Raw genomic sequence first — 25,504 nt, forward strand, 5'->3', positions numbered from 1 at the left:
CCCGAGTAGACGAGAGGCAGAGCAGGTGGCTTCCTCACCGGACTCTCTCAACACATCGGCCCTGAAGCCTCGTTGTGATACCGAGCAGCAGGCCCCGAACGGCAATGACGGCAACGACGAATGCGCGGAAGAGGTCGCCGAGATCAGGGCGCTGCGCACGGAGGTCAACGAACTGCATCGCGCCATGGAGTCCCATCCCTCCATAGATCAGGCGCGGGGAATGCTGATGACGTTGGGGCCGTGTACCGCGGACGAGGCGTGGGAGATTTTGGTCGAGGTGTCGCAGCACTCCAACACCAAACTGCGTGCGGTGGCGGAGGAGCTGATCGCGACGACCGAGGGCGAACCGCTGCCCAGTCCGGTGCGCGCGGCGCTCGGCGCGTCTTTGAGGAAGCGCCAGCCGGCCCCGGGGTGAGCGAGGGTGCGAGCGGGGGCGTAAGAGGGTCTCGCCCGCCTTCCGCCCTCCCTCTGCTCGCACCCCGTAGCCGAACCCTCGACCCCTCAGCCCCTCAGCTCCGCGAGGTCGGCCGCGTCGAGGTGCAGGCCTGCCGCCGCGATGTTCTCGGTGAGGTGGGCGGGGGAGCCGGTGCCGGGGATGGCCAACATGTTCGGTGAGCTGGCGAGCAACCAGGCCAGTGCGACCTGCGCGGTCGTCGCGTCGTGTCGCTTGGCGACGTCCGCGAGGCGGCCGTGCTCGATGGGGTCGAAGCCGCCGCCGAGCGGGAAGAACGGCACGTAGGCGATGCCGTGTTCCTCGCAGCGCGCCAGTACGGACACGTCATCGGCGCGATGCACGTGGTACTGGTTCTGCACCGCGACGACGGGCGCGATGCCCCGCGCCTCGTCGAGTTGTGTCATGTCGACATTGCTGACCCCCAGGTGCCGGATCAGCCCCTCGTCGCGCAGTGCCGCCAGCGCCGCGAACCGCTCGGCAACGCTCTCGCCACCGGGCTCACTCATGCCGCCGACCCGCAGGTAGACGAGGTCGAAGCGGTCGAGCCCGAGGGCGCGCAGGTCCTCCGTCACCAGCTCCCGCAGCTGCTCGGGGCCGGCCTGGCCGGTGGGCATGCCGTCCGGGCCGCGCAGTGGGCCCACCTTGGTGGCGATCAGCAGGTCGGCGGGGTAGGGCGCGAGCGCCTTGCGGATCAGGTCGTTGGCGCTCACGTCTCCGCGTGCGTAGAAGCCGGCCGTGTCGATGTGGTCGACTCCCGCGTCGACAGCCTGCCGCAGCACCTCGACACCGGTACGGGGATCGCGTGCCGGTCCGGCGAACGTGCCCGCCGCCAGCCGCATCGCGCCGAAGCCGAGCCGGTTGACGTGAAGGTCGCCGCCGAGGGTGAACTGGCCGCTCGCAGCGGCCGTGATCTGTGTGGTCATGTCCCCAGCCTCGACCCGTCACGCCCGTCGAGGGACCGGATGGCAACCTGTTGCCACGCTCGTGAGGAAGACTGGGAGGGTGACCGACCAAACGACGCTGACGGTGCACGGCGAGGAGGAGCTGGTCGCGCGGACCGCCCAGCTGTTCGGCGAGACGACGCGGGAGTTCTTCTGCGCGGCCAACGACTTGCACACCTGGTCGCGGCCCGAGGCCAGGGCGGCGATCGCGCGTCGCCTCGGCCCGCGGACCGCTGACGGCCTGGTCGTGCGCAAGCTCTACACCCCCGCCGTACTGGCCGACGAGGAGCAGCGGCTGCACCTGTTCGCCGTCGCGGCCGCCGGCGGGCAGGTACGGGTCCGCGCCGCGACGCTGCCGCACGAGACGATCATCCTCGACGGCAGGGTGATGATCCTGGCCGGGCGCAGTGGGGCGCGCGGCCGTGAGTTCACCATCACCTCCGCACCGGCTCTCGTCGGGGGCGTACACGCGCTGATGCGGGCCACGTGGGATGCCGGGACCCCCCTCGCGGACTATCTGCGGCGCGAGACGGAAGGTCTGGACGCCGACTCGCTCGCCGTGCTGGCAGCGCTCGCGGACGGACTCACCGACGCCGTGGGCGCGCGCCGCGTCGGCATGTCCGTACGGACCTATCGCAGACGGGTCGCCGAGCTGATGACGGCACTGGAGGCCGACTCGCGCTTCCAGGCCGGCGTCAACGCAAGCCGCCGCGGCCTCACCGGCAGCTGACGGGCCCCCGCCTGGGCACGCCTGTCAGGTGCCGCTGCCCTGAGCGCAGCCGTCATCGGCTACTGTCCCCGAAGGGTGATCACGGGGGCGGATCATGGGGGCGGATCGCGGGAGTGATCGCGGGGTGAGGAAGTCATGATCGGACGTTGGTACACCGCGTTCGGCATCAACCTGCTGCTCGGCGGTCCAGCCCTCGTCCCGCTCTTCATGGCCTACTACATCGGCGCGACCTGGGCGCATCCCGCACCGGAGGAGAACGACGGCCTCGGCATCGTCCTCATCGGCTTCGGACTCCCCGTCACCGCCTGCGGCTTCCTCTGGTGGGCCGTCAACCGCCCCTTTGCCCGCAGGACTCAGCTCTCGCCCGCGCAGTACTGGGCGCTCAGCCTCCTCGGCACACTCACCCCCGCCCTCGTACTCCTCTGCGTCGATCCCTGAGCGACTGAGCGCGAGATGCCTGCCGGTTCAGGCGCCGGACGCCTCGTCGACTGACGTCGACGAGTTCCATACGTGCGCCGACGCTGTCCATGCGGTGATAGACGAACTGACGGCCGTGGGGGCAGCCCGAGAAGTCCACCGGAAAACCCTCCGCCTCCAGACGCCGGGAGCCTTCCTCGACATCACTGGACCAGAAGCCGATGTGATCGAACCTCGCTCCCGCCGACGCGTCCCAGGGGCTGCCCTGCGCGCCCTCGACGAGCTCGATGAACGGCGGTCCGTCCGTGGTGAGGCGATCCGGTAGTCCCAGTCGCCGAGCCGGTCCGACACGGGATCGCTCCACTCGACACCGGCCGAGCGCCGGAAGTCCCGCATCGCCCGCTCGATGTCCGGGACGGCAAAGCCGATAAACCCCCCGGCAGGTGACCGGCGTCACACCCGCCCCCTGTCAGCAATCGTGGCCGCATCTCGTTCAAGGGGCACGCGCGAACGAGACAGGAGCAACGCCATGAAGCACCGCATCGTCGTCCTCGGCGCCGGGTACGCCGGGGCCTTCGCCGCCGGGAACCTGGCCCGCCGGCTGTCACCCGCCGACATCGAGATCACCGTCGTCAACGCCCTGCCCGACTTCGTCGAACGGATGCGGCTGCACCAGCTCGCGATCGGGCAGGACCTCGCGGTGCGCAAGCTCGCCGACATCTTCGCGGGCACCGGGGTGCGGCTGCGCCTCGCCCGGGTGACCGGCGTCGACCCCGAGCGCCGGACCGTCGCCGTGAGCGGCGAGGACGGTGACGGTGACGGTGACGGGGAGATCGCGTACGACACGCTTCTGTACGCGCTCGGCAGCTCCGTCGCGCACCACGGTGTCCCCGGTGTGGCCGAGCACGCCTTCGACGTCACCGGCAAGTCCTCGGCGCTGCGTCTGCGCGACCGCCTGGCGGGCTTGGGTGAAGGCGGCACCGTCCTTGTCGTCGGCGAGGGGCTGACCGGCATCGAGACCGCCACTGAGTTCGCCGAGTCGCGGCCCGACCTCGACGTCGCCCTCGCGGCCCGCGGCGAGCTGGGCGAGTGGCTCTCCCTGAAGGCGCGCCGCCACCTGCGTCAGGCCTTCGACCGGCTCGGCGTCACCGTCCACGAGCACACCGACATCGAAGCCGTCGACCCGACGCGGGCGATCGCCGCCGACGGCACGTCCATCCCGGCCCAAGTGACGGTGTGGGCAGCAGGGTTCGCCGTGCACCCCATCGCGGCCGCGAGCGGACTGGAGGTCGCCGGCACCGGCCAGATCGTCGTGGACCGCACCATGCGCTCGGTCTCGCACCCGGATGTCTACGCCGCCGGTGACTGCGCCTACGCGATCGGCGAGAACGGCCGGCCGCTGCCGATGTCCTGCGCGTCGGCCGGTTTCACCAACATGCAGGCGACCGCCGCGATCATCGCGCGCCTGACGGGCGGCGACGTCCCGACCGTCGGGCTGAAGTACTACGGCAACCACATCAGCCTCGGGCGGCGGGACGCGATCTTCCAGATGGTGGACGGGGAGGCCGGCTCGAAGTCCTGGTATCTGGGCGGCAAGACGGCCGCGCGGCTCAAGTCGGGCGTACTCAAGGGCGCCGGGTTGGGCATCGTCCACCCGACCTTCGGAATGCCGAAGCGCAGGCGCCGCCTCGCCACCGCGCCCGGCCAGGTGGGCGTGAGGGCCACCGCATAGGTTGTTCCGCATGGACAACGCGGCCATCGATCGGTTCGAGGCCAGCCGGGGGCGGCTGGCCTCGCTGGCGTACCGTCTGCTCGGTTCGGCCGCTGACGCGGAGGACGCCGTACAGGACACGTTCCTGCGCTGGCAGGCGGCGGACCGTGAACAGATCGGGGTGCCGGAGGCGTGGCTGACCAAGGTCGTCACCAACCTCTGCCTGGACCGGCTCCGCTCGGCGCAGGCGCGCCACGAGCGGGTGGCCGGTGCCTGGTTGCCCGAGCCGCTCCTGGAGGGCGACCCGATGCTCGGCCCTGCGGACACCTTCGCGCAGCGCGAGTCGGTGTCGTTGGCCGTGCTGACCCTCATGGAGCGCCTTTCGCCGGTCGAGCGGGCGGCCTACGTCCTGCGTGAGGCCTTCTCGTACACCCACGCCGAGATCGCCGGGATCCTGGACATCACCGAATCCGCGAGCCAGCAGCATGTCCACCGGGCCCGGCGCCGGGTCACCGCCGAGCGCCGCGGCAGCGACGAGGTGGACCCCGCGTCCGCGCGCCGGATCGTCGAGGAGTTCCTTCTCGCGGCGGCGTCGGGGCGTACCGAGCGGCTGGTGGAGATGCTCACCGCCGACGTGATCGCCGTTTCGGACGGTGCCGGACTGGCCAGGCGGCTGCTGCGGTACAAGTCGCGCGAGCGCGTCGCCTCCTACGTGGGGGCCGGCTTCAAGCCCACGCCCGCGAAGCGACGGCTGGCGGGCGGTTCCCCCGCGCTGCATGTCGCGCTGGTCAACGGTTCCCCGGCCGTCGTGGCGGTGATCGAGGGCCGGGTCGTGGGCGCCGTCTCGTGCGAAGTCAGCGACGGCAAGGTCGCCTCCCTGCACGGCATCGCCGCCGCGGTCCGCCTGACACGCCTCAACGAGGCCTGGCAGCAGCGTGATCCGGGCGCGCCGGTCATCAGCGCGTGGTGACCGGGGACAGCGCCAGGGCCGTCATCAGGGTCACTGCGGGCCCTGGGAGATGACCCGGGCCACCTCCTCCGGGTGCGTCAGCTGGGGGTGATGACCCGCGCCGGCGAGCACCGTCACGGTGGCCCGCGGGAGAGCGGCCGCCAAAGCCTGGCCCTGGGGTGTGAGCGGATCGTGGGAGCCGATGATGATGTGGACGCGTCCGGGGTAGCGCTGCAACTTGGCCCGCAGGTCCGCGCGCCAGTGGGGGTGCGAGGTGCGGGCCAGCAGCCGGGCGGTGTCGGCCGCGACGGAGCCGCGGCGCAGGTCCGCGACGGCGGATCGCAGCGCGGCCGCCTGGTCCGTGGTGCCGGTCAGTCTCCTGGACAACGCCTGCGAGGTCGTCCGGCTCAGGTGCAGGCGGGTCAGGGGTGTCCACTTGGTGGGGCGGGGCGGGGGCGCCTGGAGGAAGAACGGTGCTACGAGCGTGAGTTGATGCACCGTATCGGGGTGGGCGATCGCGGCTTCCACGGCTGCCGCGCCGCCGATGGAGTGGCCCACGAGGTGCCGGGCGCCGGTCTGCGTCACCAGTGCGCTCAGCCAGGCCGGCCAGTCGTGCGGGCGTCCCGCGCTCATCCCCAGGCCGGGCAGGTCGACGGCGCGGGCAGGCCCGACCGAGGCGACGACCGGCGCCCAGGTGTCGGCGTTGACCGGCAGGCCGGGAAGCACCACCGTGGGGGCTGCGGCCTCGCCGAGTTCGAAGGTCCGTACGCCGCCGTGTGCGGTGAACCGCCTGTCGCTTGCCGGGGCTTCGCCGAAGCGGTGGGCTGCCAGGTGGTCGGCCCAGCGGTGGATCGTCGTGACGGTGTCCGGCATGGTGAGTCCGTGCCGGGCGGCGAATGCGCGAGCCGGTCCGGTCGGGTAGCGGTCGGCGGACAGGAAGGTCAGGGTCTCCGGATCAGCCTGGGTGAGCCGTCGGGGCAGCCGCTTGAGCAGGGACACCGGGATGCGTGTGCGGGGTGCCTTGACGCCGTAGTGCTCCGCGATGAGCGTGAGCAGGTCGGGCAGGGCGGGTGTGTCGTCGGCCAGCGGCCAGTAGGCGCCGCGTTGGGTATCCGCGTCCGTCGGGAGCAACGTCATGAACTGGGCGAGGTGGTCCGCCGCGACCACGGGGACGAAGGTCTGCCCGTTTCCCGGCAGCGCCGGCAGTGAGCCGTGCCAGATGTCTTTCAGGTTGGAGGCAAGCCCCAGGTACTGGTCCGACTCCCCGGTGGCACTGTCCCCGATCACGCTGGACGGGTTGACGATGCTCCAGGGGACACCCAACCGGTCCGCATCGGCCTGGAATGCGGCGTCCGCCTCGGCCCGGGACGCTTCGTAAGCTCCCAACGCCCGGTACTTCTCCCGCCGTTGCTCTTCGTTCCACAGGACGGGAAGCTGCCCGCCCACCCGGTAGCCGGAGACCTGAACCAGGCGACGCAGGTTCGGCAGGCGCGCCGCGAACGCGACGACCGCACGGACACTGTCCACGTTGGCGCGACGGGCCTCGTCCACCGACATCCCGAACCGGTAGGCGCCCGCGCAGTTGTAGATCTCGGTGATGCCATCGGTGATGTCGTCGGTGAGTTCGCCGGACTCGCCCTCGCGCGCGGTGACCAGCGACGCCGCGTTGAAATCAACCCTCACGTCGGTCGGCGCCCGGTCGTGCCCGTGCTCCGTCAGCCATCTCGCCAGTCGTAACGCGGACTCCGCACTCCGGCTGCCTGCGCTCACCCTGACCCCGCTGCGGCCCAGCGCGAGCACCAAGTGACGTCCGATGAAGCCGCTTGCGCCCAGTACCAGTGCGTGCCGGTTGCCGAACCGCGTGTCGCGGCCTCCGTGCTCTGTTTCCCTCATGGAGTGAGAATAGACCGGTCTACATATTTTGCAAGCGGCTCAAGATGCTTCGACCCGCTCACCCGGCTGTTCGCCCTGCGATCGTGTGGGGCATGAGTGAATGGGTGGAACGTGTCGACGAGCAGGATGAAGTGCTGGCCGTCGTGGACAGGGCCGAGGCGATACGGCACAAGTGGCTGCACCGGGTGGCGACCATCGTGTGCCGTGACGCGGCCGGGCGGATCTTCGTGCACCGCCGCCCCGACGACATGTCGCGCTTTCCGGGGCAGTTCAACTGGATGATGGGCGGGGCCGCGGACGTGGGGGAGTCCTACGAAGAGGCTGCCGCGCGGGAGCTCACGGAAGAGCTCGGCGTCCATGGACAGCCGCGGTTCGTGCTCAAGTTCCGCTGCGCGGGGGTGATCAGCCCGTACTGGCTCGGCCTGCACGAGGTCGTGGTGACGGAGGTGGTGCGACCTGATCCCTCGGAGGTCGCCTGGCACGCCTGGATGACGGAGCGCGAACTGGCCGACTTGGTGCGCCATGAGGCGTTCGTCCCCGACGCCCGTGAGGCGTACGAACGCTACGGCCGATACCGGCGCGGCGGGACGAACGCCCCTACGCGTCCCAGTAGTTGAGCGGCGCCGACCCCACGCTGTGCCCTCTGCGGTCAAGGACCCGCCCCACGTGTTTGACCGTGCGCAGCACCACGGCACGCTCCGTGATGCGTAGATCCAGGTGCGCCAGGCGGCTGTTGAGCAGCGCCTCGGTGGTGTGGACCTCGGACAGCGTCGGCAGCCAGATGTCGAGCACCAGGTTGTGCGCTCCCGCGGTGATGCTGCACATGCGCAGGCCGGGCAGGGTACGCAGCGCGCTCACCGTCTCGTCGAGATGCTGGGCGGGCACCGACCCGAAGTAGACGACCGAGACGGGGAAACCGGTCAGCGGCCTGGCCAGCGCGCAGCGCAGCGAGAGCCGCCCCGTACCGATCAGGACGCGGAGCCGGCGCCGGACGGTGGCGGCGGAGGCGCCCACGGCCGAGGCCAGTTCCGTCAGGGGCATGCGGCCGTCGATGCCGAGCGCCAGCGCGATCTGGCGGTCCAGGGGCCGCAGAGGTTCGTCGGGCATGTCCGGTCGGTCCACGGTCAGGGCGGCGCGCTGCCGGCGGGTGAGGCTGCGCAGCCGCCAGGAGGCTCCTTCAAAGGGGGCCGCGGTGATGACGTGGCTGCGTACAGCGCGCACGCCGGGGAGCTGCGACACCCGGTCGCCGGTGAGCCGGGCGAGCCCGTCGAGGTCGGCCGCACCGACGATCGCGAGCAGATCGCGCCCGCCCGACGTCTGCTTGAGGCTGAGCACCTGCGGGTCGCGGGCGAGCCGGCCGATGGTGTCCTCGCTCAGGCGCCCGTCCATGTCGATCTCGATCTGGGCGTAGACGCCCTCGTCGTGACCGGGCGAGAGGTAGCCGTCGACCCAGGCCACGCCCGCACGCACCATGCGCTCCCAGCGGCGGGCGACAGTCACCGCGTCGACCTCAAGGACCTCGCCCAACCGCACCCAGGGCACCCGGGGCTGCATCTGCAGGCCGTGCACGATGGCCAGGTCGAGTTCGTCCAGGGCGTGCGTGTCCCGGGGGCCCTTGTCCTGGGCGCCCTGGTCCTGGGTGTCCCGGTCCTGGGTGTCCTGCGTGGTTCGCGTCTCCCGCGTGTTCATGAGGTGTGCCGAATCCTGCGTAGAAGACATCGTGGTGAACGATTCCGGCGATTTTACATAGTCGTGATCCCTCATACCGAGGATCGTCGGCCATGAGCCACGCACAGTTCTCCTCCTTGCGCATCATCCGAGCCCGCCTTGTCGACGGCACCGGCGCGGCGCCCGTCACGGACGCCGTCACCGACATCGACGAGGACGGCACGATCGTTTACGCAGGGCCCGCCGCCACCGCACCGGAGGCGCCCGCCCGGGCCCGCACCGTGGACGCGGCAGGACGCACGGTCCTGCCGGGCTTCATCGACACCCATGTCCACCTCGCCATCGAATCTCCCCGGCAGATGGTCCGCCGCCACGAGAGCGACCAGACCCTGGAGACCTTCCGTACCGCCGAGCGGCTGCGCATCACCCTGGAGGCGGGCATCACCACCGCCCGCGACCTGGGCGGCCTGCCGGCCGGCTACCGGGACGCGGTCGCCGCGGGCCTCACCACCGGCCCCCGGCTGCACACGGCGGTCCGCATCCTCAGCCACACCGGCGGCCACGCGGACTTCCACACGGAGTGCGGCTTCGATCTTAGCGCCGGGGTGGGCGAGATCGCCGACACCCCGGACGAGGTACGGGTCGCGGTGCGCCGACTGCTCCGCTCCGGCGCCGACGTGATCAAGGTCTGTGCGACCGGAGGCATGAGCAGCCCCTACGACCAGCCCGACGACGAGGGCCTGACCGTCGAGGAGATCCGCACGGTCGTCGACGAGGTGGCCCGGCACGGCGGCCGGCCCGTGGCGGCCCACGCCCAGGGCACCGCGGGCATCATGAACGCGATCCGCGGCGGCGTGAGCAGCGTCGAGCACGGCTACGGCCTCACCGCGCAGGCGCGTGAACTGGCAAGGGAGAACGGCACGTTCGTGGTGCCGACGCTCTCGACGGTCTTCGACGGCATCGACCGGTCGACGATGGAGCCCTTCCACTACGAGAAGAAGGTCCGCTGGTCCGGCATCACCCGGGAGAACATCGCGGCGGCCATCGCCGACGGCGTACGGATCGCGATGGGCACCGACGCCGCGATGGTGCCGCACGGCCGCAACCTGCGTGAGCTCTCCCATCTCGTGTCCCTGGGCATGACACCGGAACGGGCCATCGAGGCGGGCACCCGCGGCGCCGCCGAACTCCTGGGCCTCTCCGCGGAGATCGGCACCCTCGAACCGGGCAAACACGGCGACCTGGTGATGTGTGACGGCGATCCGCTCGCGGACATCTCCGTGCTCGCCGACCCCGCCCGCATCGTGCTCGTCGCCCAGCGCGGCGCCGTACGCAAGGACACCCTCGGCCTGGCGCGGACCGCGCCCGCGGCCGACGGCGCCCCATCTCAAGGAGCCGCCGGATGAGCACCTCGGCCACCCCCACCAAGACTCCGGCGGGCGGACCGCCGCAGCGTTCCGTGCTCGACAAGGTCCTGAACGGCATCGAGCGCGCGGGCAACAAGCTGCCGCACCCGGTGCTGCTCTTCCTCGGCCTGTTCCTGATCATCGGCACGGTCTCGACCGTCCTCGCCGCCGCCGACACCACCGTCACGGTTCCTGGCGAGGACAAGACCCTTGCGGTCAAGGGCCTGTTCAGCGGCGAGGGCGTGCGCTGGCTGCTGGAGAACTTCATCCCCAACTTCACCGGCTTCCCCTCGCTGGGCACCGTCCTGCTGATGATGGCCGCGGTCGGCGTGGCCGAGAAGACGGGCCTCCTCGAGACCGCCGTACGCGCCTCCATCGCGCGAGCCCCCAGGCGGCTGCTGCCCTACCTGGTCGCCTTCGTCTCCTGCCAGGCGCACCTGATGAGCGACGTCGCGATCCTGGTGATCCCGCCGCTCGCCGCCCTCGCCTTCAAGAACGCGGGCCGCAACCCGATCGCGGGCCTCATCGGCGGCTTCGCCTGCGTCTGCGCGGGGTACGCGGCGGGCTTCTCCATCGGCGCGCTCGACGCGCTCTACACCGGCATCACGCAGCAGGCCGCCGCGGTCGTGCCGGGCGGCGAGAGCGCCCCCACGCACATCCTCATCAACTACTTCTACACCGCCGCGGCCAGCTGCATCCTCGCCCTGATCGGCGGCTTCCTGATCTCCCGCGTCCTGGAGCCGCGGCTGCCGCAGCCGGACCCGGAGGCAGACACGGAGAGCGAGGGGAGCGAGGGCGCGGCCACCACAGGATCCACCGCCGTCACCGTCACCGTCACCGCCAGGCAGCGCACCGGCCTGCTGCGCTCGGGCATCGCCGTCCTGCTGTACGTGGCAGTCGTGGTCACCTGCTGGCTGCTGCCGGGCTCCCCGCTGCGCGGCGAGGGCGGGGCACTGGTCCCCTCGCCGGTCCTCGACGGCATCGTGCCGCTGCTGTTCGTCGCGTTCGTCCTGGCAGGCATCGTCTACGGCCGCACCGTCGGCACACTCAAGCGTGCCGACGACGTACCCCGCATGATGGCCGAGTCGATCACCGGAATGTCCGGCTACATCGTCCTGATCCTGGTGATATCCCAGGTCATCGGCGTCTTCGACTGGTCCAACGTCGGAACCCTGCTCGCGGTCAACGGCGCCAACCTCCTGGAGTCCGCGGGCCTGACCGGCTTCACGGGCCTGGTCCTGTTCGTCCTCCTGGTCTGCGTCCTGAACCTGTTCGTCACCTCGGGCTCGGCCCTGTGGTCCCTGGTCGCGCCGGTCTTCGTCCCCGCGTTCATGCTCATCGGCATGGAACCCGCCGTCACACAGGCGGCGTTCAGGATCGGTGACTCCGCGACCCAGATGATCACGCCGCTCAATCCGTACGTCTTCCTGATGCTGACCATCCTGCGCCGCTACGAACCCGGGGCGCAGCTGGGCACGGTCCTGTCGAGGCTCTCGGTGTTCGTGGTCCCGTTCCTGATCGCCTGGCTCGCGGTCCTCGGCCTCTTCTACGGCCTCGGCCTGCCACTTGGCCCGGGCGCGGACATCCACCGCTGAGCCCCGCTCGGCAAGGGGCGCGCGAAGCGGATTATGGAGAGCCCGGCCCTGTCCCCGTCTTCGTCTCCATAATTCGCTTGGCCCACCCATCACCGGACCCTAGAGTGAACTCACTTCGACGAGACGTTCCCCAGAAGCACGCCGCAGACGGGAGCGTCCCACCTCACTGAGGTGCAGGGGAGGCGGCAGTTTCTTTGTCGACCCTTCCTCCGGAGGCTTCCTTCATGAACGTCGGTATCGGTCTGCCCATCGGCGACCCCGCCAACTTGCTCACCTGGGCCCAGCGCGCCGACGCGGGCCCCTTCAGCACCCTCGGCCTGCTCGACCGGCTCGTCTACGACAACCCCGAGCCCTTGGTCGCCCTCGCTCTCCTCGCCGGCGCCACCTCGCGCATCCGCGTCCAGACCGAGGTCCTGCTCGCCCCGCTGCGCGACACCGCCCTCCTCGCCAAGCAGGCCGCCACCCTGGACCAGATGTCCGGCGGCCGGCTGGTCCTCGGCCTCGGCGTCGGTGGCCGCGACGACGACCATCAGGTCACCGGCATCGACATCCACACGCGGGGCCGACGCCTCGACGAGCAGATGGCGGTCATGCGCCGCCTGTGGTCCGGCGAACCGTACGGCACCGACATCGGCCCGATCGGCCCCGCGCCCGCCAGGCCGGGCGGCCCCGAGGTGCTCTTCGGCGGCTTCAAGCCCGCCGCGATCGAACGCGTCGCACGCTGGGGCGACGGCTTCCTGGCCGCCGCGCCGCCCGCCTGGGCAGGCGGCCTGTTCGACACCGCCCGCACGTTCTGGAAGCAGTACGACCGCGAGGGCGAACCGCGCATCGTCGCCCAGATCAACGTCGCGCTCGGCCCGGACGAGGTGATCGAGGACGCCCGCAGGAACATGCACGCGTACTACGCCTTCACCGGCATGCCCGACCGCATGGTCGCCGGCCTGTGCACCACCCCGCCCGACATCCGCGAAGCAATCACCCGCTTCGCCGACCTGGGCGCCGATGAGGTCATGCTCTACTGCTACGGCCTCGACCCCGACCAGGTGGACCGGCTCGCCGAGCTCGTGTGACGGGTCATCAACCGCCGGAAGGACAAGACGTGGGCAACGGGCTGCGCTGGATAGCGAACGGGTACAACGGGAGCTACACCTTCACCCTGTGCCAGGACATCACGCCGCAAGAACTGCTGGTGCGGATCGGAGCGAAGCCCCACCACATCCACGAGCTGACCGACCTGGCGGTCGAAGAGTTGCTGGTGCGGCAGGAGGACGGTCATCTCAGCGATCTGGAGTTCCTCGACTGGGAGGACGAAGTCCTGGTGGCCCGGCTGACCGAGGCCGGGTTCCTGTCGCACCCGGAGACCATCGTGCGGGCCGGGGCCGTCCCCGGCTGGGCGTACGCCATCGAGAGCTTCACCACTCGCTCGCGAAACCACCTGGGAGAACTCTCACGCGGCACGAGGGCGTACACCGTCTTCAGCTCCGGCGCAGGCATGCAGCGGGTGGGCCATGCTCGCGACGGGCGGGTACTGAGCGACTACGAACCTCGGGAGGCGGCGGGCCCGGGGGCCGCCGAGACGGAAGAGCAGATACCCGGGTTCACCTACACCGGTGAGGAGACGGCCGACAGAGCCTTCCTCGGCTTCCTGGAGGACGAGCTGGGAATCCACATCGCCTGGAAGGACACCCTCGCGCCGCTGCCCACCGCCGCCTTCGCGGACGCCTTCTCCTGACGCGCCCACGAGACGCACGCGCGGTTGCCGGTCATGCCGCCGTGCAGCAGGATGCGGGGATGCGATTCTCGGTGAACATCCCGAACTTCGGTGACTTCGCAGATCCCAGGACCGTGGCGAAGCTGGCCGTGGCGGCGGAACAAGCAGGGTGGGACGGGCTGTTCGTCTGGGATCACGTGCTGCATCGCAAGCACGCGGGCAGGCCCTTCGGAGACCCGTGGATGCTGCTGACCGCCGCCGCGCTGGCGACCTCCCGGATCAGGCTGGGCACGCTGGTCACTCCGGTCGCGCGGCGGCGCCCGCAGCAGTTGGCCCGCCAGGTGGCGACCCTGGACGTCCTGAGCGGCGGCCGGGTCACCTTCGGCGCGGGCCTCGGCGGCCCCGTCGAGGACGAGTACGCGAGCTTCGGGGACACCACCGACCCCAAGGTGCTGGCCGAGCGCCTCGACGAGGGCCTGGACCTGTTGCGGCGCTACTGGTCGGGCGAGCCGGTGAACCACGACGGACGCCACTACCAGGCACGCGACGTGACCCTGCTGCCGGCCACGGCGCAACGCCCCCGGCCGCCGATCTGGGTAGCCGGTTTCTGGCCGAACCGTCCGCCCATGCGCAGGGCCGCCCGCTGGGACGGCGCGGTCCCGCTGTTCACCGACGCCAAGCACGGACATGTGCCGCCGATCAGCCAGGTCCAGGATCTGGTGGCCTATGTGGGCAAGCAGCGCGAGGACCGGTCCGGCACTCCCTTCGACATCGTCCTCGGCGGTGCGTCGCCGGGCGGGAACGCGGCCAAGGCCCGTGACCTGATCGGCCCGTTGGCCGACGCGGGAGTCACCTGGTGGGACGAGCGGCAGATCCAGACCAGCGACGGCCTCGACCGATTCGAGCCGGTGCTGCGCCGCGTCGAGCAGGGGCCGCCGGTCCTGTAGAGACCCTGCCCGTCGACCGGTGGACCTGTCAGGCGGCTGCCCGCAGCGTGGCGGCTCCCGGACCGTTCAGCTCATCCAGCGCTTCCCTGCGTCCGGAGATGGCCAGCAGCAGGGAGAGGGCGGTTCCGTGCACCTTTGGGCCCTCGCCGATCGTCAAGGCGGCGTCGGTAGGAGCCAGTTGCAGCCCGGCCACCTTCTCCTTGGCACCGCCGAAGGACGCCGACGTACGAGCCTGCAGGCGGAGTGATCTGACGACGGCCTCCGGCAAGTAGGTGTGGGTGAGTCCCAGGGGGCGCCGAATGTCCTCGCCGTGTACGACCTCCTCGACGAGCCGGGTGTCCAAGGGTGCCGGAGGGGCCGATGTACGTGTGGCCACCTGACGCAGGCGCTCCAAGGTCTGCTGCGGTGAGGCGCCGCGCTCCCGCTGCACCCCGCGTGTGTTCTGACGGTCGAAGTCGAAACGCGCACGGATCATGCCGCCCACGAAACCCAGGCGTGTGGTGCGAGCCGTGTCGATCAGGTGGGCGACCACGTCGTGCACGGTCCAGCCCTCGCACAGGGAGGGGTGAGCCCACTGCTTGTCGTCGAGGTGGGTGAGATCCTCGACCAGCGCCGCACGCTCCGCGTGGACCATCGACCAGACATCATCGTTCACGGCTGTTCCTTTGCTCGATCCCAGTGTCTGCCAAGACAAGACCTGCGGCGCGGCAGGAACTCATCGGGGTCGGCGTCGAGACATGGCCGGTGGGAAGGGTGGCAGGAATGAGTCTCAGGCTGGCGGCATACGCGGTGTGTGTCGAGGACGGACGGGTGCTGCTCGCCCGGCACGTATCTCCCGGCGGTAAGTCCACGTGGACGCTTCCGGGCGGCCGGGTCGAGCACGGCGAGGACCCGTTCGACGCGGTCATCCGGGAGATCGCCGAGGAGACCGGCTGTCGGGCGGTGGTGGACAGGCTGCTGGGCGTGGACTCAAGAATCATCCCCGCGGCCGAGCGCAGGGTCCCCGGCGGGCCGGATCACCAGAACCTGGGCATCTTCTACGAGGCGCGCATCACCGCGGGGCAACTCCGACCCGAGCCGAACGGGGAGGCGGTCACGGCATGGACCGCAGGGGTGGGTGCTGCGTGGTGATCCCCGGGGGCTGGAGCAGTGGAGGAGGCTCGGGCCCGGGGTCCCCGGCAACCAGCACGCCTGCGGCAGCGTGGTCGAAATTGGCCGGCCAGCGCGTGAGTTCGCTGGACATCGCACCGGTCAGCCGTGTCTGTCGCAGGTCGGCCGTGCTCAGGTCGGAGCCACGTAGGTCGGCCAGCCGCAGGTCCGCCCCATGGAAGACGGCGTGGCCCGCGTCGGCCTTGCGCAGGTTCGCCTCGCGCAGGTCGGCTCCGGTGAAGTCCGCGTCACGCAGGTCGGTTTCGACCAGGCGTGCGCCTCGCAGGTCGGCAAGCACGCAGCGGGTCCGGCGCAGGATCGCCGTCGTGAGGTCGGCGTGCCGCAGGTTGACCGCGACGAGGGACGCCTGCGTCAGGTTGGCGTGGTACAGGCCTGCCGCCTCCATGCAGGAACGGTCGAGGTTGACCTCATGCAGCCACAGCCCGTCGCAGTCGGCTCGGCGCAGGTCCGTGACGCTGAGATTGAGCCAGGACTGCTCCCGGGGTTGCAGCAACAACACGCCGAGCCCGGTCAGCGCCACCTGCGCGTCGGCGGCGCGGACCTCCAGCGGAGCCACGTCGTTGATGGGCGCGTCCGGCGGCGGAGCTTCCGGTCCGGCGGGTGGCCAGGTCAGGTGCGTGCGCAAGTACGCGGCCTGGATGGAGATGACGGCCTCCCGGTCGCGGGCGGAGTGCTCCGCGATCCGCCACAGCGCGTGGAGTCCGCCGATGCGTGTTTGCAGCTTGTCACTGCCGAGCTGATCGACGGCCGTGCTGAACCGGTCGGTGACATGACCCTCCTGGGTGGCACGCAAGCCCTCCTGGCTGACGCGGAGTTGCCGCCAGGTGGCGTACGCGCCGAACAGCAGGACCATGCCGCCCACGGCCTGCAGGAGGGTCGTACGGACGTCGTTCACGGCTTTCAGGCGGTCCTGCGCGGCCACGCTCGCCCCGGCCAGGTCGTGGTCGACCACCACGCCCGGCAGGAAGATCAACAGCGCGCCCAGAGCGGCCAGTCCCGCTGCCGTGGCCAGTGAAGCCGCGATCGCACGATGCCCGGACGGCCGCTCGCGCCATGGCCTGCGACCGCGGCCAGGCTCCCCCATCTCCATGGACGTGGGAGCCTATGCGCGCCGTGAAAGTCGATCAAGGCCCGCACGCCGCGCCTGCTGGGGCCAGGTCTAGGCTCGGGCTCGCGGAGTGCTCACCGAGCGAGGGGGGAGAGAAGCCGATGAAGGTCGTGCTGGCCGGAGGGACCGGGCAGGTCGGGGCTGTCCTGGAGCGGGCGATGACCGCCGCCGGGCACGATGTCGTCGTACTGACCAGGAATCCCGGGCGTGCGCGTCACGTCGGCTGGGACGGCCGGACACTTGGTTCCTGGACCGCCGAGATCGACGGCAGTGATGTGGTGGTCAACCTGGCGGGGCGCAGTGTGAGCTGCCGCTACACCGAGGCCAATCTGCACGCCATGATGGACTCGCGGGTGCGGTCCGCCGAGGTGGTCGGCGCCGCCATCGCCGCATCGGCCAAGCCGCCTGCGCTCTGGCTCCAGATGAGCACCGCCACCATCTACGCGCACCGCTACGACGCCCCGCACGACGAGGCGACCGGCGTCATCGGCGGTACGGAGACCGGCGTCCCGGACTACTGGGAGTACAGCGTCCGGATCGCCAAGAACTGGGAGCGCGCCCAGCAGGACGCCGACACCCCGCACACCCGCAAGGTCGCTCTGCGCGCGGCCATGGTGATGAGCCCCGACCGGGGCGGTGTCTTCGACGTCCTGCTGCGGATGGCGAAGCTGGGTCTGGGCGGGCCGGTCGCGGGCGGTGCCCAGTACCTCTCCTGGATTCACGACGAGGACTTCGTGCGCGCGGTGGAGTTCCTGATCGCCCGCGAAGACATCACGGGCCCGGTGAACCTGGCCGCGCCCGGCCCACTCCCGCACCGCGCGTTCATGCGCGCGCTACGGGCCGCGGCAGGCGTCCGGGTGGGACTTCCCGCCACCAAGTGGATGGCGGAGATCGGCGCCTTCGTGGTCCGCACGGACACGGAACTGCTCCTCAAGAGCCGCCGAGTGATCCCGGGCCGGCTGCTCGAAGAGGGCTTCGTCTTCGAGCACGCCGCTTGGCCGGACGCGGCGACCGACCTCGTACGTCGCCGTGCGCGGGTCCGTGCCGGTAGCTGACTCAGCTCTCGGCGCCCTCCGGCTGGGGTGCGGCCGCGGCGTCCGCCGGGGCGACCGCGGTGTAGAAGACGGAGGAACCCTGCTTGGTGCGCTGGGCACGGCCCTTGGCGACCAGACCCTCCACGGTGGTGCGCACCACCGTGGTCTTGATGGTGCGGTCCGGGAGCTCCTTGGACAGAGCGCCGGTGATCTCGGCGGCGGAGCGCGGTTCCTTCTGGCGGCTGAGGTGGTTGCCGATCAGCTCGACCAGAGTGGGCCCGCCCGTCGTTTCGGCGGGCTTCTTCGCGGTGGCCTTGGGCGCGCTCTTGGCCGCCTTGTCCTTGGCCTTCTCGGTGTTCTTGGCCTTGGCGGCCGCCGGCTTCTTCGTTCGGGCCGCACCGGAATTGTTCGCACTTGCCCGTGGGGCGGGTACGGCCTTCTTGCCGGTTGACGCGCGGCTCGCCGCTGCCTTGGCGGTGGCCGTCGGCGCTCCGGAGGAGCCGAGCGCCTGCTGCATACTCAGCAACACCGCGTGGTCGTCCTCCAGCGTCTGCAGCTGCGCCTGCAATGCTGCCAGCTCAGCCCCGACGCGCTCCTGTTCCTTGCGGTTGCTCTCCAGATCCTCGGCCACGCGGGTGGCGTACTGGGCCTGAACTCCGGCTGTTTCCGGCTGAACGTCTGACATGTCAGTGACCTCTTCGTGAGCGCACGCGGTCGTGCGGATGGTGGATCGTGCTCACGACTGAGCACTCCTGATGGGGGGCACATCCAATGTGCCCCTGAATGTTGGCTGCCCAACTTGCAACTGCAGTAACTCATGTGTTGGGCCATGAAGGCTACGTTCTGGAGTCTGCCGACGAAACACCTCAAAGGAAAACTGACCCTCACCCACACCCAAGTCGATACCGCGTTCGAAATTAATGTGGGTGATGAGTCGAAAGGTATGCACCTATGTGCCATGCGGGAGTTGGCAATTCCACCACCTGCGACGCTGGGCCTCAGGTGACCGCCGAGCCCATCCGCCGGACCGCCTCGGTGAGCACTTCAGGTGAGGCCGCCAGGTTGAGACGGACGAAGCCCTGACCGCCGGTTCCAAAGGTGTTGCCGGAATTCAGGGCGACGCGGCCGCGCCGCAGGAATACCTCGGCGGGGTCATCGCCCAGGCCCAACTCCCGGCAGTCCAGCCAAGCAAGGAAGGTGCCCTGCGCGGGTGTGTAAGCAATGGAGGGCAGGTGTTCTGTCAGCAGGTCGGCCAGCAGTCGGCGGTTCTCGTCGAGGCCCGCGAGCAGGGCGTCGAGCCAGTCACCTCCGTCGCGCAGGGCTGCCGTGTGGGCGATGATGCCCAGATGGCTGGGTCCGTGGCTGACCTCTTCGGGCATGCGGGCGAGGTCGTCGGCGGACTCGGGTCCCGCGATGGCGAGGGCGGCCTTGATTCCGGCCAGGTTCCAGGCCTTCGACGCCGACATGAGCGACAGCCCGTTCTCCGCTCCGGGCACACTCAGGAAGGGCACGAACGACGCCCCGGCCGCCACGACCGGAGCATGGATCTCGTCCACCACGACGCGTACGCCGTGCTCCCGTGCCAGGCGCGCGATGCGCGTCAACTCGGCGGCGGTGTGCACGGTCCCGGTCGGATTGTGCGGGCTGCACAGCAGATACACCGGCCGCGCAGCACGTCGTGCCGCACGCCGGAACACGTCCTCCAGCACGGCGAAGTCGACGCGCAGGTCCGGGCCGAGCGGCGCCTCGACGACGGGCCGGTCGAGGTTGCCCACGAACTGGTAGAAGGGCGGATAGACGGGGGAGTTGACGATGACGGGGTCGCCGGGCGCGGAGACCAGCTTGAGCATCTCGACGACACCGAGCATCACGTCGGGCACGATCGCCGTACGCTCTACGGCGAGCCCGTCCCAGGCCCAGCGCTTGAGGGCGAACTCGGCCAGCGCCTCGGCGTAGGCCGTCCCGGCGGGATAACCGGTGTCACCGAGCCGCACGGCCTCGATGATCGCCTCGGCGACCGGCTCCGCCAGCGGGACGTCCATCTCGGCCACCCACAGCGGCAGCACGTCGTCCGGATAAGTCCGCCACTTCATGCTCGTACGCCGCCGCAGCTGCTCCAGCGAGAGTCGGCGCAGTGGATTGGCGCCGTCGGGCACGACGGGTTCACGCGACACATTCTCCATACGTAGAAAGTAGGCAGGACCGAGCGGATTCATGCCGGCTGGGACGCGATCAGGTGTCGTCCCGCTTCCAGCTGCGGATTCGCCTTCAAGTAAGGTGCGCCTTACTGGCTGGATCATCGGTCCGTCCGTCTGCCCGTCGACCTTTGAGGAACCCCGTGCCCGACGCCGCGACACCCGCAACCGTTCCGCCCCTGAGCGGTAGCGCCACGGCGCCGTACACCTGGCAAGAGCTCGGCTCGGAAGACGAGCTGACCGAGCTGCTCGGTGAGCCGCACCCGATCGTCATCGACAAGGTCCACGGCGAACTGACCGAGGGTGACCTGGGGATCCTGGCCCGTTCCCCGTTCTGCCTCGTCTCCACGTCGGACGCGGAAGGAAACTGCGACACGTCCCCGCGAGGCGACGCACCGGGTTTTGTCCGGGCACTCGACGCACGGACCGTCGTCCTCCCCGACCGGCCCGGCAACCGTCGTGGCGACAGCTTCCGCAACATCCTGCGGAACCCGCACGTGGGACTGCTGCACCTGGTGCCGGGCAGCGGCGACATCCTGCGCGTCAACGGCCGCGCCCGCATCCTGACGGACGCCCCGTTCTTCGACTCGATGACCGTCAAGGGCCAACGGCCCCGGCTGGCGATCGTCGTCGACATAGACGAGATATACCTGCACTGCTCACAGTCGCTGCGGCGGGCGGGACTCTGGCAGCCGGAGTCTTGGCAGCGGGATACTCCTCGGTCCTGAGAGTGACCGCCGGCCGAGCTCAGCCGCCCTCGCCGGGCGGCGTGCCGCAGCTGGGACCGCCAGGACCGTCGAAGCGCACCGAACTCAGCATGTCGCGGTAGGCGGGGAAGAAGTTGCCCTTGCCGGTCGGGCCGGCAGAGGTGACGACCGTACAGCCGGAGTAGTTCGCGTCCGACCACAGGTAGATGGTCGAGGACGTGCGGTTCCAGTCCGACTTGGCCCGGTCGTCCATGCCCAGCGCCGCGAGGTCGGGGGCGCTGCCCCTGAGAGTGATCATGTCGCCGGTTCCGTCGAGGCCCGAGAACATGCAGTAGGAACCCTCGGGACACCGGTCGTAGCCGTCGGCCGCGTGCGCCGTCGAGACCGGCAACCCGGTGGCGGCCGCCGCGGCCGCCGTCACGAGCAGCACGGCGAGCTTGTTCCTCATCGAATGTGCCCTGCGCATACCGAAACCGCCTTCGTCATCAAGCCCGCGGGTCCGCAGTGTGCGGGCACCGCAACTCCGGTGCGCGGGCTGCCGTCCCGGGTGGTCACCCCGGATCACGAGTGCTGACCTTTTCGTGCGCGAGTGGCTCAAGAACGGTTGGATCCGCCTGGAGAACGGTGCGATCGACCTTGAGCATCCCCAAGGCGCGATGCTATCCACCTCGTCAGGCCCCACAGGGACGAACACGTCACTCCCACCCCGCCGGAAAGAGCCCGCACATGAAGATCGTTGACGCGAAAGTCATCGTCACAAGTCCGGACCGCAACTTCGTCACCCTGAAGCTGACAACCGACGAGGGCATCACCGGACTCGGCGACGCCACCCTCAACGGCCGTGAACTCGCCGTCGTCAGCTACCTCGACGACCACGTCCTGCCCCTGCTGACCGGACGTGACGCGCACCGGATCGAGGACACCTGGCAGTACCTGTACCGCGGCGCCTACTGGCGGCGCGGGCCCGTCACCATGGCCGCCATCGCCGCCGTCGACGTCGCCCTGTGGGACATCAAGGCCAAGGCCGCGGGCCTGCCGCTCTACCAGTTGCTGGGCGGCGCGAGCCGCGAACGCATCCGTACCTACGGGCACGCGAACGGCCGCGACATCCCCGAACTCCTGGACTCCGTAAGGGCCAGGCTCGCCGAGGGCTACCCCGCGGTGCGCATCCAGTCGGGCATCCCCGGCCTGCGGGCCGTGTACGGCGTGCACAGCTCCGACGACGGCGGCGAAGCCGTCCAGCACCAGCAGGCCCGCCCCCTCGTGGAGGACTGGGACACCGACGCCTACCTGCGTCACACGCCCACCGTCTTCGAGGCGGTCCGTGCGGAGTTCGGCGCCGAGCTCCCGCTGCTGCACGACGCGCACCACCGGCTCACCCCCCTTCAGGCGGCCCGGCTCGGCAAGGACCTGGAGCCGTACCGGCCGTTCTGGCTGGAGGACTGCACGCCGGCCGAGAATCAGGAGGCGCTGCGTCTCGTGCGGCGGCGCACCTCGACGCCGCTGGCCATCGGCGAGGTCTTCAACACCGTCTACGACTACCAGACTCTGATCACCGAGCAGTTGATCGACTACGTGCGTTCCGCGGTCACCCACTTCGGCGGAGTCACGCCGCTGCGCAAGCTCTTCGACTTCGCCGCGCAGTACCAGATCAAGACCGCGGTGCACGGCCCCGAGGACATCTCCCCGGTGGGGATGGCGGCAGCCCTGCACCTGGACCTCGCGGTGCACAACTTCGGAATCCAGGAGTACTCCGGCCACACCCGCCGCACCGACGAGGTCTTCCGGCACGCCTACACGTTCACGGACGGCCATCTGCACCCGGGGGAGGCCCCCGGCATCGGTGTGGAACTGGACGAGGAGCTGGCGGCCGCGCATCCCTACGAGGCGGCCTATCTGCCGGTCAACCGGCTGCAGGACGGAACGGTGCACGACTGGTGAGGGGCTGACCTCATCCTCCCCTCTGGACAATGCCGCCCCACGGTGCTGAGATGCCAACTGCCCCTGTTTCCAACGTTATAGAGATCTCGCGCTCCTCAATTTTCCAACGTTGTAAAGCACCTGGAACGGCAGCAGACACCAGCGGACACGGACAACGACGGGACGGTATCCATGACGCAGCTCGGCCGACGCCACTTCCTCCTCAGCTCCGGCGCGATCACTCTTGGCGCGGCCGGCGCGATGACCGCCGTCACCGGCCCCACCGCACACGCGGCGGCCCCGGCGCGCGGCGGCCTGTACGGCCCGAACGTCGCACCGCTGGCCCCCACCGCCTTCCAGAAGCTGCCCCTGGGCAGTGTCACCGCACGCGGCTGGCTGCGCGGACAGCTCGACCTCCTGCTCGGCGGCCTCTTCGGGCGGTACGCCCAGGTCTCCCACTTCCTGTCGTTCGACGACTCCGGCTGGGTGCACCCGGACAAGGCGGGATGGGAGGAAGTGACGTACTGGCTGCGCGGTTACGTCGACCTCGCCGCCCTCACCCAGGACCGCGCGGCCCTGGCGGAGAGCCGCCGGTGGATCGACGCGATCATCGCCACCCAGGAAGCGGACGGATTCTTCGGCCCGCGAAGGCTGCGCACCCAGCTGAACGGCGGCCCGGACTTCTGGCCCTACCTGCCGCTCCTCCAGGCGCTGCGCTCACACGAGGAGTACACCGGAGATCAGCGGATCGAGCCGTTCATGCTGCGCTTCATGCGTTTCATGAACGACCAGGGGCCCGGCGCCTTCGACTCCAGCTGGGTCTCCAAACGCTGGGGCGACGGCCTCGACGTCGCCTTCTGGCTCTACAACCGCACCCGGGAGAGCTTCCTGCTCGACCTCGCCGACAAGATGCACACCCACGGCGTGGACTGGGCGGGCGGCATCGCCGACTGGCACAACGTCAATGTGGCCCAGGGCTTCCGCGAGCCCGCCCAGTACGCGCTGCGCTCGGGCAAGGAGACCCACACCCGGGCGGCCTACCGCAACTACGCGACGGCGATCGGGACGTACGGGCAGTTCCCCGGCGGCGGCTTCGCGGGAGACGAGAACGCGCGCCCCGGCTTCGGCGACCCCCGCCAGGGCTTCGAGACCTGCGGGACCGTCGAGTTCATGGCCAGCCACGAACTCCTCACCCGCATCACCGGTGACCCGGTGTGGGCCGACCTGTGCGAGGAACTGGCCTTCAACATGCTGCCGGCGGCGACCGACCCCGCCGGATCGGGCATCCACTACGTCACCAGCGCCAACAGCGTCGACCTCGACAACACCCGCAAGACGCAAGGTCAGTTCCAGAACGGGTTCGCGATGCAGGCCTTCCAGCCAGGCGTCGACCAGTACCGCTGCTGCCCGCACAACTACGGCATGGGATGGCCCTACTTCACCGAGGAACTGTGGCTCGCCACTCCGGACCGCGGCCTGGCGGCGGCGATGTACGCCCCGTGCGAGGTCACGGCTAAGGTTGGCGACGGCGTCTCCGTCACGATCACCGAGGACACCGACTACCCCTTCAAGGAGACCGTCGCCCTCACCCTGAGCCTGGACAAGCCGGTGCGCTTCCCGCTGCGGCTGCGCATACCCGGCTGGTGCGAGGGCCCCCGACTCGCCGTCAACGGCCGCCGACTACGTGCACCTGCGGAGGGGCCCGCCTTCGCCGAGGTGGAGCGCACCTGGCGCGACGGAGACCGCGTCACCCTGCGGCTTCCGCAGAGCACCTCGGTGCGCACCTGGCGAAACGGGGCGGTCAGCGTCGACCACGGCCCCCTGACGTACTCCCTGCGCATCGGCGAATCGTACGAGCGGTACGCGGGCACGGACGACTTCCCGCACCAAGCGGTGCACGCGACCACCCCCTGGAACTACGCGCTCGACCCCGATCCGGCGGACGACCTCTCCTTCACCGCCGACCCCGGACGCTTGAAGGGCGACCCGTTCACGCATGAGGGCGTGCCGGTACGTATCCGTGCCCGCGCCCGGCGCCTGGCGGAGTGGGTCGCGGACGACGAGCACGTGGTGGCGCCGCTCCAGCGAAGCCCGGCCTGCGCCACCGGCACCCAAGAAGACGTGACGCTCATCCCGATGGGCGCGGCACGCCTGCGCGTCACCTCATTCCCCACGGCCGCTCCCGACGGCAACCCCTGGACGCCTGAGCCGCCATACCGCCGCATCGAGAACCGGCACAGCGGCAAGGTCCTGGCGGTCGACAACATGTCCCTGGACGACGGCGGGCGCGTGGTCCAGTTCGACAACTCCGGCACCGGCGACCACGCGTGGCAGCTCATCGACCGCGGCGAGGACCGGTACACACTGCGCAACGGATACAGCGGCAAGGTGCTCGGCATCGAGGGGGCCTCAACGGCCAACTCGGCCAGAGCCGTTCAGTTCACGGACAGCGGAGAGCCACATGTGCGCTGGGAGAAGGTGGACCAGGGGGAGGGCTGGTTCCTGCTCCGCAACCGGCACAGCGGCAAAGTACTGGGGGTGGACGGCATGTCGACGGCCAACAGTGCTCAGGTCGTGCAGTTCGATGACAACGGCACGGCCGACCACCTGTGGCGGCTGACCTGACACAGCACGCCGTCGGGGCGGCCCCCACATGAGTGGGGGCCGCCCCGACGGCGATCTCTGGCGCGGGCGCGTCAGTGCTTGCCCATGTCCTTGGTCTTCTCCTTGGCCTGGCGCGCGTCGCCCTTCATCTGCTGGGCGCGGCCCTTGGCGGCAAGGCTCTCGTTGCCCGTGGCGCGTCCGGCGGCTGCCGCGGCGGCACCGGTTGCCTGTTCGAACTTTGCCTTGGCCTTCTCGTTGGTGGCCATGCTCCGCTCACGCTCCTTGGCATCGACATCATGTGCTGTCACTTCGCCTGGCCGCTCAGCCGCCGGTCAAACATCATC

At 70.1% G+C, this 25,504-nt stretch carries 25 protein-coding genes and 1 pseudogene; 16 read left to right on the top strand and 10 right to left on the bottom strand.

Translation table 11 applies throughout. The annotated features are described in order from the left end of the window. The first annotated feature begins 25 nt into the window (after positions 1 to 25). Positions 26 to 415 (top strand): ANTAR domain-containing protein, encoded by a 390-nt coding sequence (locus tag AB0I66_RS39755; protein ID WP_363212952.1) that lies wholly within the window; start codon positions 26 to 28, stop codon positions 413 to 415. Positions 416 to 501: 86 nt separating this feature from the next. Here the strand turns inward: AB0I66_RS39755 and AB0I66_RS39760 are convergent, their stop codons facing one another. Further along, on the bottom strand, positions 502 to 1,377 hold the full coding sequence (locus AB0I66_RS39760; RefSeq protein ID WP_363212953.1) for an oxidoreductase: 876 nt from the start codon (positions 1,375 to 1,377) through the stop codon (positions 502 to 504). Between the two features lie 79 nt (positions 1,378 to 1,456). Here AB0I66_RS39760 and AB0I66_RS39765 point away from each other — a divergent pair, with 79 nt between their 5' ends. Both AB0I66_RS39765 and AB0I66_RS39770 read left to right on the top strand, forming a co-directional pair. After that, a complete protein-coding gene (locus tag AB0I66_RS39765; protein ID WP_363212954.1) occupies positions 1,457 to 2,125 on the top strand; it encodes a DNA-binding response regulator in 669 nt (222 codons plus the stop codon). A 135-nt stretch (positions 2,126 to 2,260) separates the two neighbouring features. Next, entirely contained in the window at positions 2,261 to 2,563 is a 303-nt protein-coding gene (locus tag AB0I66_RS39770) for a hypothetical protein (protein WP_363212955.1), read from the top strand. Here AB0I66_RS39770 and AB0I66_RS39775 read toward each other — a convergent pair. Next, positions 2,526 to 2,999: a VOC family protein gene (locus AB0I66_RS39775; RefSeq protein WP_363212956.1), complete on the bottom strand. Its 474-nt coding sequence runs from the start codon at positions 2,997 to 2,999 to the stop codon at positions 2,526 to 2,528. The genes AB0I66_RS39770 and AB0I66_RS39775 overlap by 38 nt on opposite strands. A 72-nt stretch (positions 3,000 to 3,071) precedes the next feature. Here AB0I66_RS39775 and AB0I66_RS39780 point away from each other — a divergent pair, with 72 nt between their 5' ends. Together AB0I66_RS39780 and AB0I66_RS39785 are read left to right on the top strand one after the other, a co-directional pair. Continuing rightward, positions 3,072 to 4,274, top strand: coding sequence for an FAD-dependent oxidoreductase (locus AB0I66_RS39780; protein ID WP_363212957.1), 1,203 nt, complete (start codon positions 3,072 to 3,074; stop codon positions 4,272 to 4,274). Positions 4,275 to 4,284: 10 nt separating this feature from the next. Continuing rightward, entirely contained in the window at positions 4,285 to 5,223 is a 939-nt protein-coding gene (locus tag AB0I66_RS39785; protein ID WP_363212958.1) for a sigma-70 family RNA polymerase sigma factor, read from the top strand. A 30-nt stretch (positions 5,224 to 5,253) separates the two neighbouring features. On the opposite strand, the gene AB0I66_RS39790 is transcribed toward AB0I66_RS39785, so the two are convergent. Next, a complete protein-coding gene (locus AB0I66_RS39790; RefSeq protein WP_363212959.1) occupies positions 5,254 to 7,095 on the bottom strand; it encodes an alpha/beta fold hydrolase in 1,842 nt (613 codons plus the stop codon). A gap of 92 nt (positions 7,096 to 7,187) precedes the next feature. Here AB0I66_RS39790 and AB0I66_RS39795 point away from each other — a divergent pair, with 92 nt between their 5' ends. Next, on the top strand, positions 7,188 to 7,712 hold the full coding sequence (locus AB0I66_RS39795; protein WP_363212960.1) for an NUDIX domain-containing protein: 525 nt from the start codon (positions 7,188 to 7,190) through the stop codon (positions 7,710 to 7,712). Here the strand turns inward: AB0I66_RS39795 and AB0I66_RS39800 are convergent. Continuing rightward, positions 7,693 to 8,784, bottom strand: a complete 1,092-nt coding sequence (locus AB0I66_RS39800; RefSeq protein ID WP_363212961.1) for an AsnC family transcriptional regulator — start codon at positions 8,782 to 8,784, stop codon at positions 7,693 to 7,695. The genes AB0I66_RS39795 and AB0I66_RS39800 overlap by 20 nt on opposite strands. Before the next feature lie 92 nt (positions 8,785 to 8,876). On the opposite strand from AB0I66_RS39800, the gene AB0I66_RS39805 reads away from it, so the two are divergent. The 5 genes from AB0I66_RS39805 (at position 8,877) to AB0I66_RS39825 (ending at position 14,422) form a co-directional block, all read left to right on the top strand. Continuing rightward, positions 8,877 to 10,169 carry an amidohydrolase family protein gene (locus AB0I66_RS39805; protein WP_363212962.1) on the top strand — a complete coding sequence of 431 codons (1,293 nt, stop codon included), beginning with the start codon at positions 8,877 to 8,879 and terminating at the stop codon, positions 10,167 to 10,169. Beyond that, a complete protein-coding gene (locus tag AB0I66_RS39810) occupies positions 10,166 to 11,764 on the top strand; it encodes an AbgT family transporter (RefSeq protein ID WP_363212963.1) in 1,599 nt (532 codons plus the stop codon). The genes AB0I66_RS39805 and AB0I66_RS39810 overlap by 4 nt, the downstream gene beginning before the upstream one ends. 224 nt (positions 11,765 to 11,988) lie before the next feature. Continuing rightward, entirely contained in the window at positions 11,989 to 12,834 is an 846-nt protein-coding gene (locus AB0I66_RS39815) for an LLM class flavin-dependent oxidoreductase (RefSeq protein ID WP_363212964.1), read from the top strand. 29 nt (positions 12,835 to 12,863) lie between these two features. Then, positions 12,864 to 13,496 carry a DUF6461 domain-containing protein gene (locus AB0I66_RS39820; RefSeq protein WP_363212965.1) on the top strand — a complete coding sequence of 211 codons (633 nt, stop codon included), beginning with the start codon at positions 12,864 to 12,866 and terminating at the stop codon, positions 13,494 to 13,496. Between the two features lie 59 nt (positions 13,497 to 13,555). Beyond that, positions 13,556 to 14,422 (top strand): LLM class flavin-dependent oxidoreductase, encoded by an 867-nt coding sequence (locus tag AB0I66_RS39825; RefSeq protein ID WP_363212966.1) that lies wholly within the window; start codon positions 13,556 to 13,558, stop codon positions 14,420 to 14,422. A 28-nt stretch (positions 14,423 to 14,450) separates the two neighbouring features. On the opposite strand, the gene AB0I66_RS39830 is transcribed toward AB0I66_RS39825, so the two are convergent. After that, complete coding sequence (locus tag AB0I66_RS39830) at positions 14,451 to 15,056, bottom strand: maleylpyruvate isomerase family mycothiol-dependent enzyme (RefSeq protein ID WP_363213073.1); 606 nt, start codon at positions 15,054 to 15,056, stop codon at positions 14,451 to 14,453. Positions 15,057 to 15,184: 128 nt separating this feature from the next. On the opposite strand from AB0I66_RS39830, the pseudogene AB0I66_RS39835 reads away from it, so the two are divergent. Continuing rightward, a pseudogene (locus AB0I66_RS39835) lies at positions 15,185 to 15,511 on the top strand (NUDIX domain-containing protein); the annotation flags it as partial. Between the two features lie 4 nt (positions 15,512 to 15,515). On the opposite strand, the gene AB0I66_RS39840 reads toward AB0I66_RS39835, so the two are convergent. Beyond that, positions 15,516 to 16,682 carry a pentapeptide repeat-containing protein gene (locus AB0I66_RS39840; RefSeq protein WP_363212967.1) on the bottom strand — a complete coding sequence of 389 codons (1,167 nt, stop codon included), beginning with the start codon at positions 16,680 to 16,682 and terminating at the stop codon, positions 15,516 to 15,518. Positions 16,683 to 16,801: 119 nt separating this feature from the next. On the opposite strand from AB0I66_RS39840, the gene AB0I66_RS39845 reads away from it, so the two are divergent. Next, entirely contained in the window at positions 16,802 to 17,755 is a 954-nt protein-coding gene (locus AB0I66_RS39845; protein ID WP_363212968.1) for a TIGR01777 family oxidoreductase, read from the top strand. 1 nt (position 17,756) lies between these two features. Here the strand turns inward: AB0I66_RS39845 and AB0I66_RS39850 are convergent, their stop codons facing one another. Then, complete coding sequence (locus AB0I66_RS39850) at positions 17,757 to 18,419, bottom strand: hypothetical protein (RefSeq protein ID WP_363212969.1); 663 nt, start codon at positions 18,417 to 18,419, stop codon at positions 17,757 to 17,759. 313 nt (positions 18,420 to 18,732) lie between these two features. Next, the gene (locus AB0I66_RS39855) at positions 18,733 to 19,917 is read right to left on the bottom strand and encodes a MalY/PatB family protein (RefSeq protein WP_363212970.1); all 1,185 of its coding nucleotides are present in this window, start codon (positions 19,915 to 19,917) and stop codon (positions 18,733 to 18,735) included. A 191-nt stretch (positions 19,918 to 20,108) separates the two neighbouring features. On the opposite strand from AB0I66_RS39855, the gene AB0I66_RS39860 reads away from it, so the two are divergent. Continuing rightward, positions 20,109 to 20,657: an MSMEG_1061 family FMN-dependent PPOX-type flavoprotein gene (locus tag AB0I66_RS39860; RefSeq protein ID WP_363213074.1), complete on the top strand. Its 549-nt coding sequence runs from the start codon at positions 20,109 to 20,111 to the stop codon at positions 20,655 to 20,657. A 19-nt stretch (positions 20,658 to 20,676) separates the two neighbouring features. On the opposite strand, the gene AB0I66_RS39865 is transcribed toward AB0I66_RS39860, so the two are convergent. Beyond that, positions 20,677 to 21,102 carry a peptidase inhibitor family I36 protein gene (locus AB0I66_RS39865; RefSeq protein WP_363212971.1) on the bottom strand — a complete coding sequence of 142 codons (426 nt, stop codon included), beginning with the start codon at positions 21,100 to 21,102 and terminating at the stop codon, positions 20,677 to 20,679. Positions 21,103 to 21,362: 260 nt separating this feature from the next. Here AB0I66_RS39865 and manD point away from each other — a divergent pair, with 260 nt between their 5' ends. Both manD and AB0I66_RS39875 read left to right on the top strand, forming a co-directional pair. Continuing rightward, positions 21,363 to 22,577: a D-mannonate dehydratase ManD gene (manD, locus tag AB0I66_RS39870; RefSeq protein ID WP_363212972.1), complete on the top strand. Its 1,215-nt coding sequence runs from the start codon at positions 21,363 to 21,365 to the stop codon at positions 22,575 to 22,577. Between the two features lie 171 nt (positions 22,578 to 22,748). Next, positions 22,749 to 25,181: an RICIN domain-containing protein gene (locus AB0I66_RS39875; RefSeq protein WP_363212973.1), complete on the top strand. Its 2,433-nt coding sequence runs from the start codon at positions 22,749 to 22,751 to the stop codon at positions 25,179 to 25,181. 71 nt (positions 25,182 to 25,252) lie between these two features. On the opposite strand, the gene AB0I66_RS39880 is transcribed toward AB0I66_RS39875, so the two are convergent. Beyond that, entirely contained in the window at positions 25,253 to 25,426 is a 174-nt protein-coding gene (locus tag AB0I66_RS39880) for a CsbD family protein (protein WP_363212974.1), read from the bottom strand. Positions 25,427 to 25,504 lie beyond the last annotated feature (78 nt).

Origin of the sequence: Streptomyces sp. NPDC050439 (assembly GCF_040655335.1) — a bacterium.
Lineage (GTDB): Bacteria > Actinomycetota > Actinomycetes > Streptomycetales > Streptomycetaceae > Streptomyces.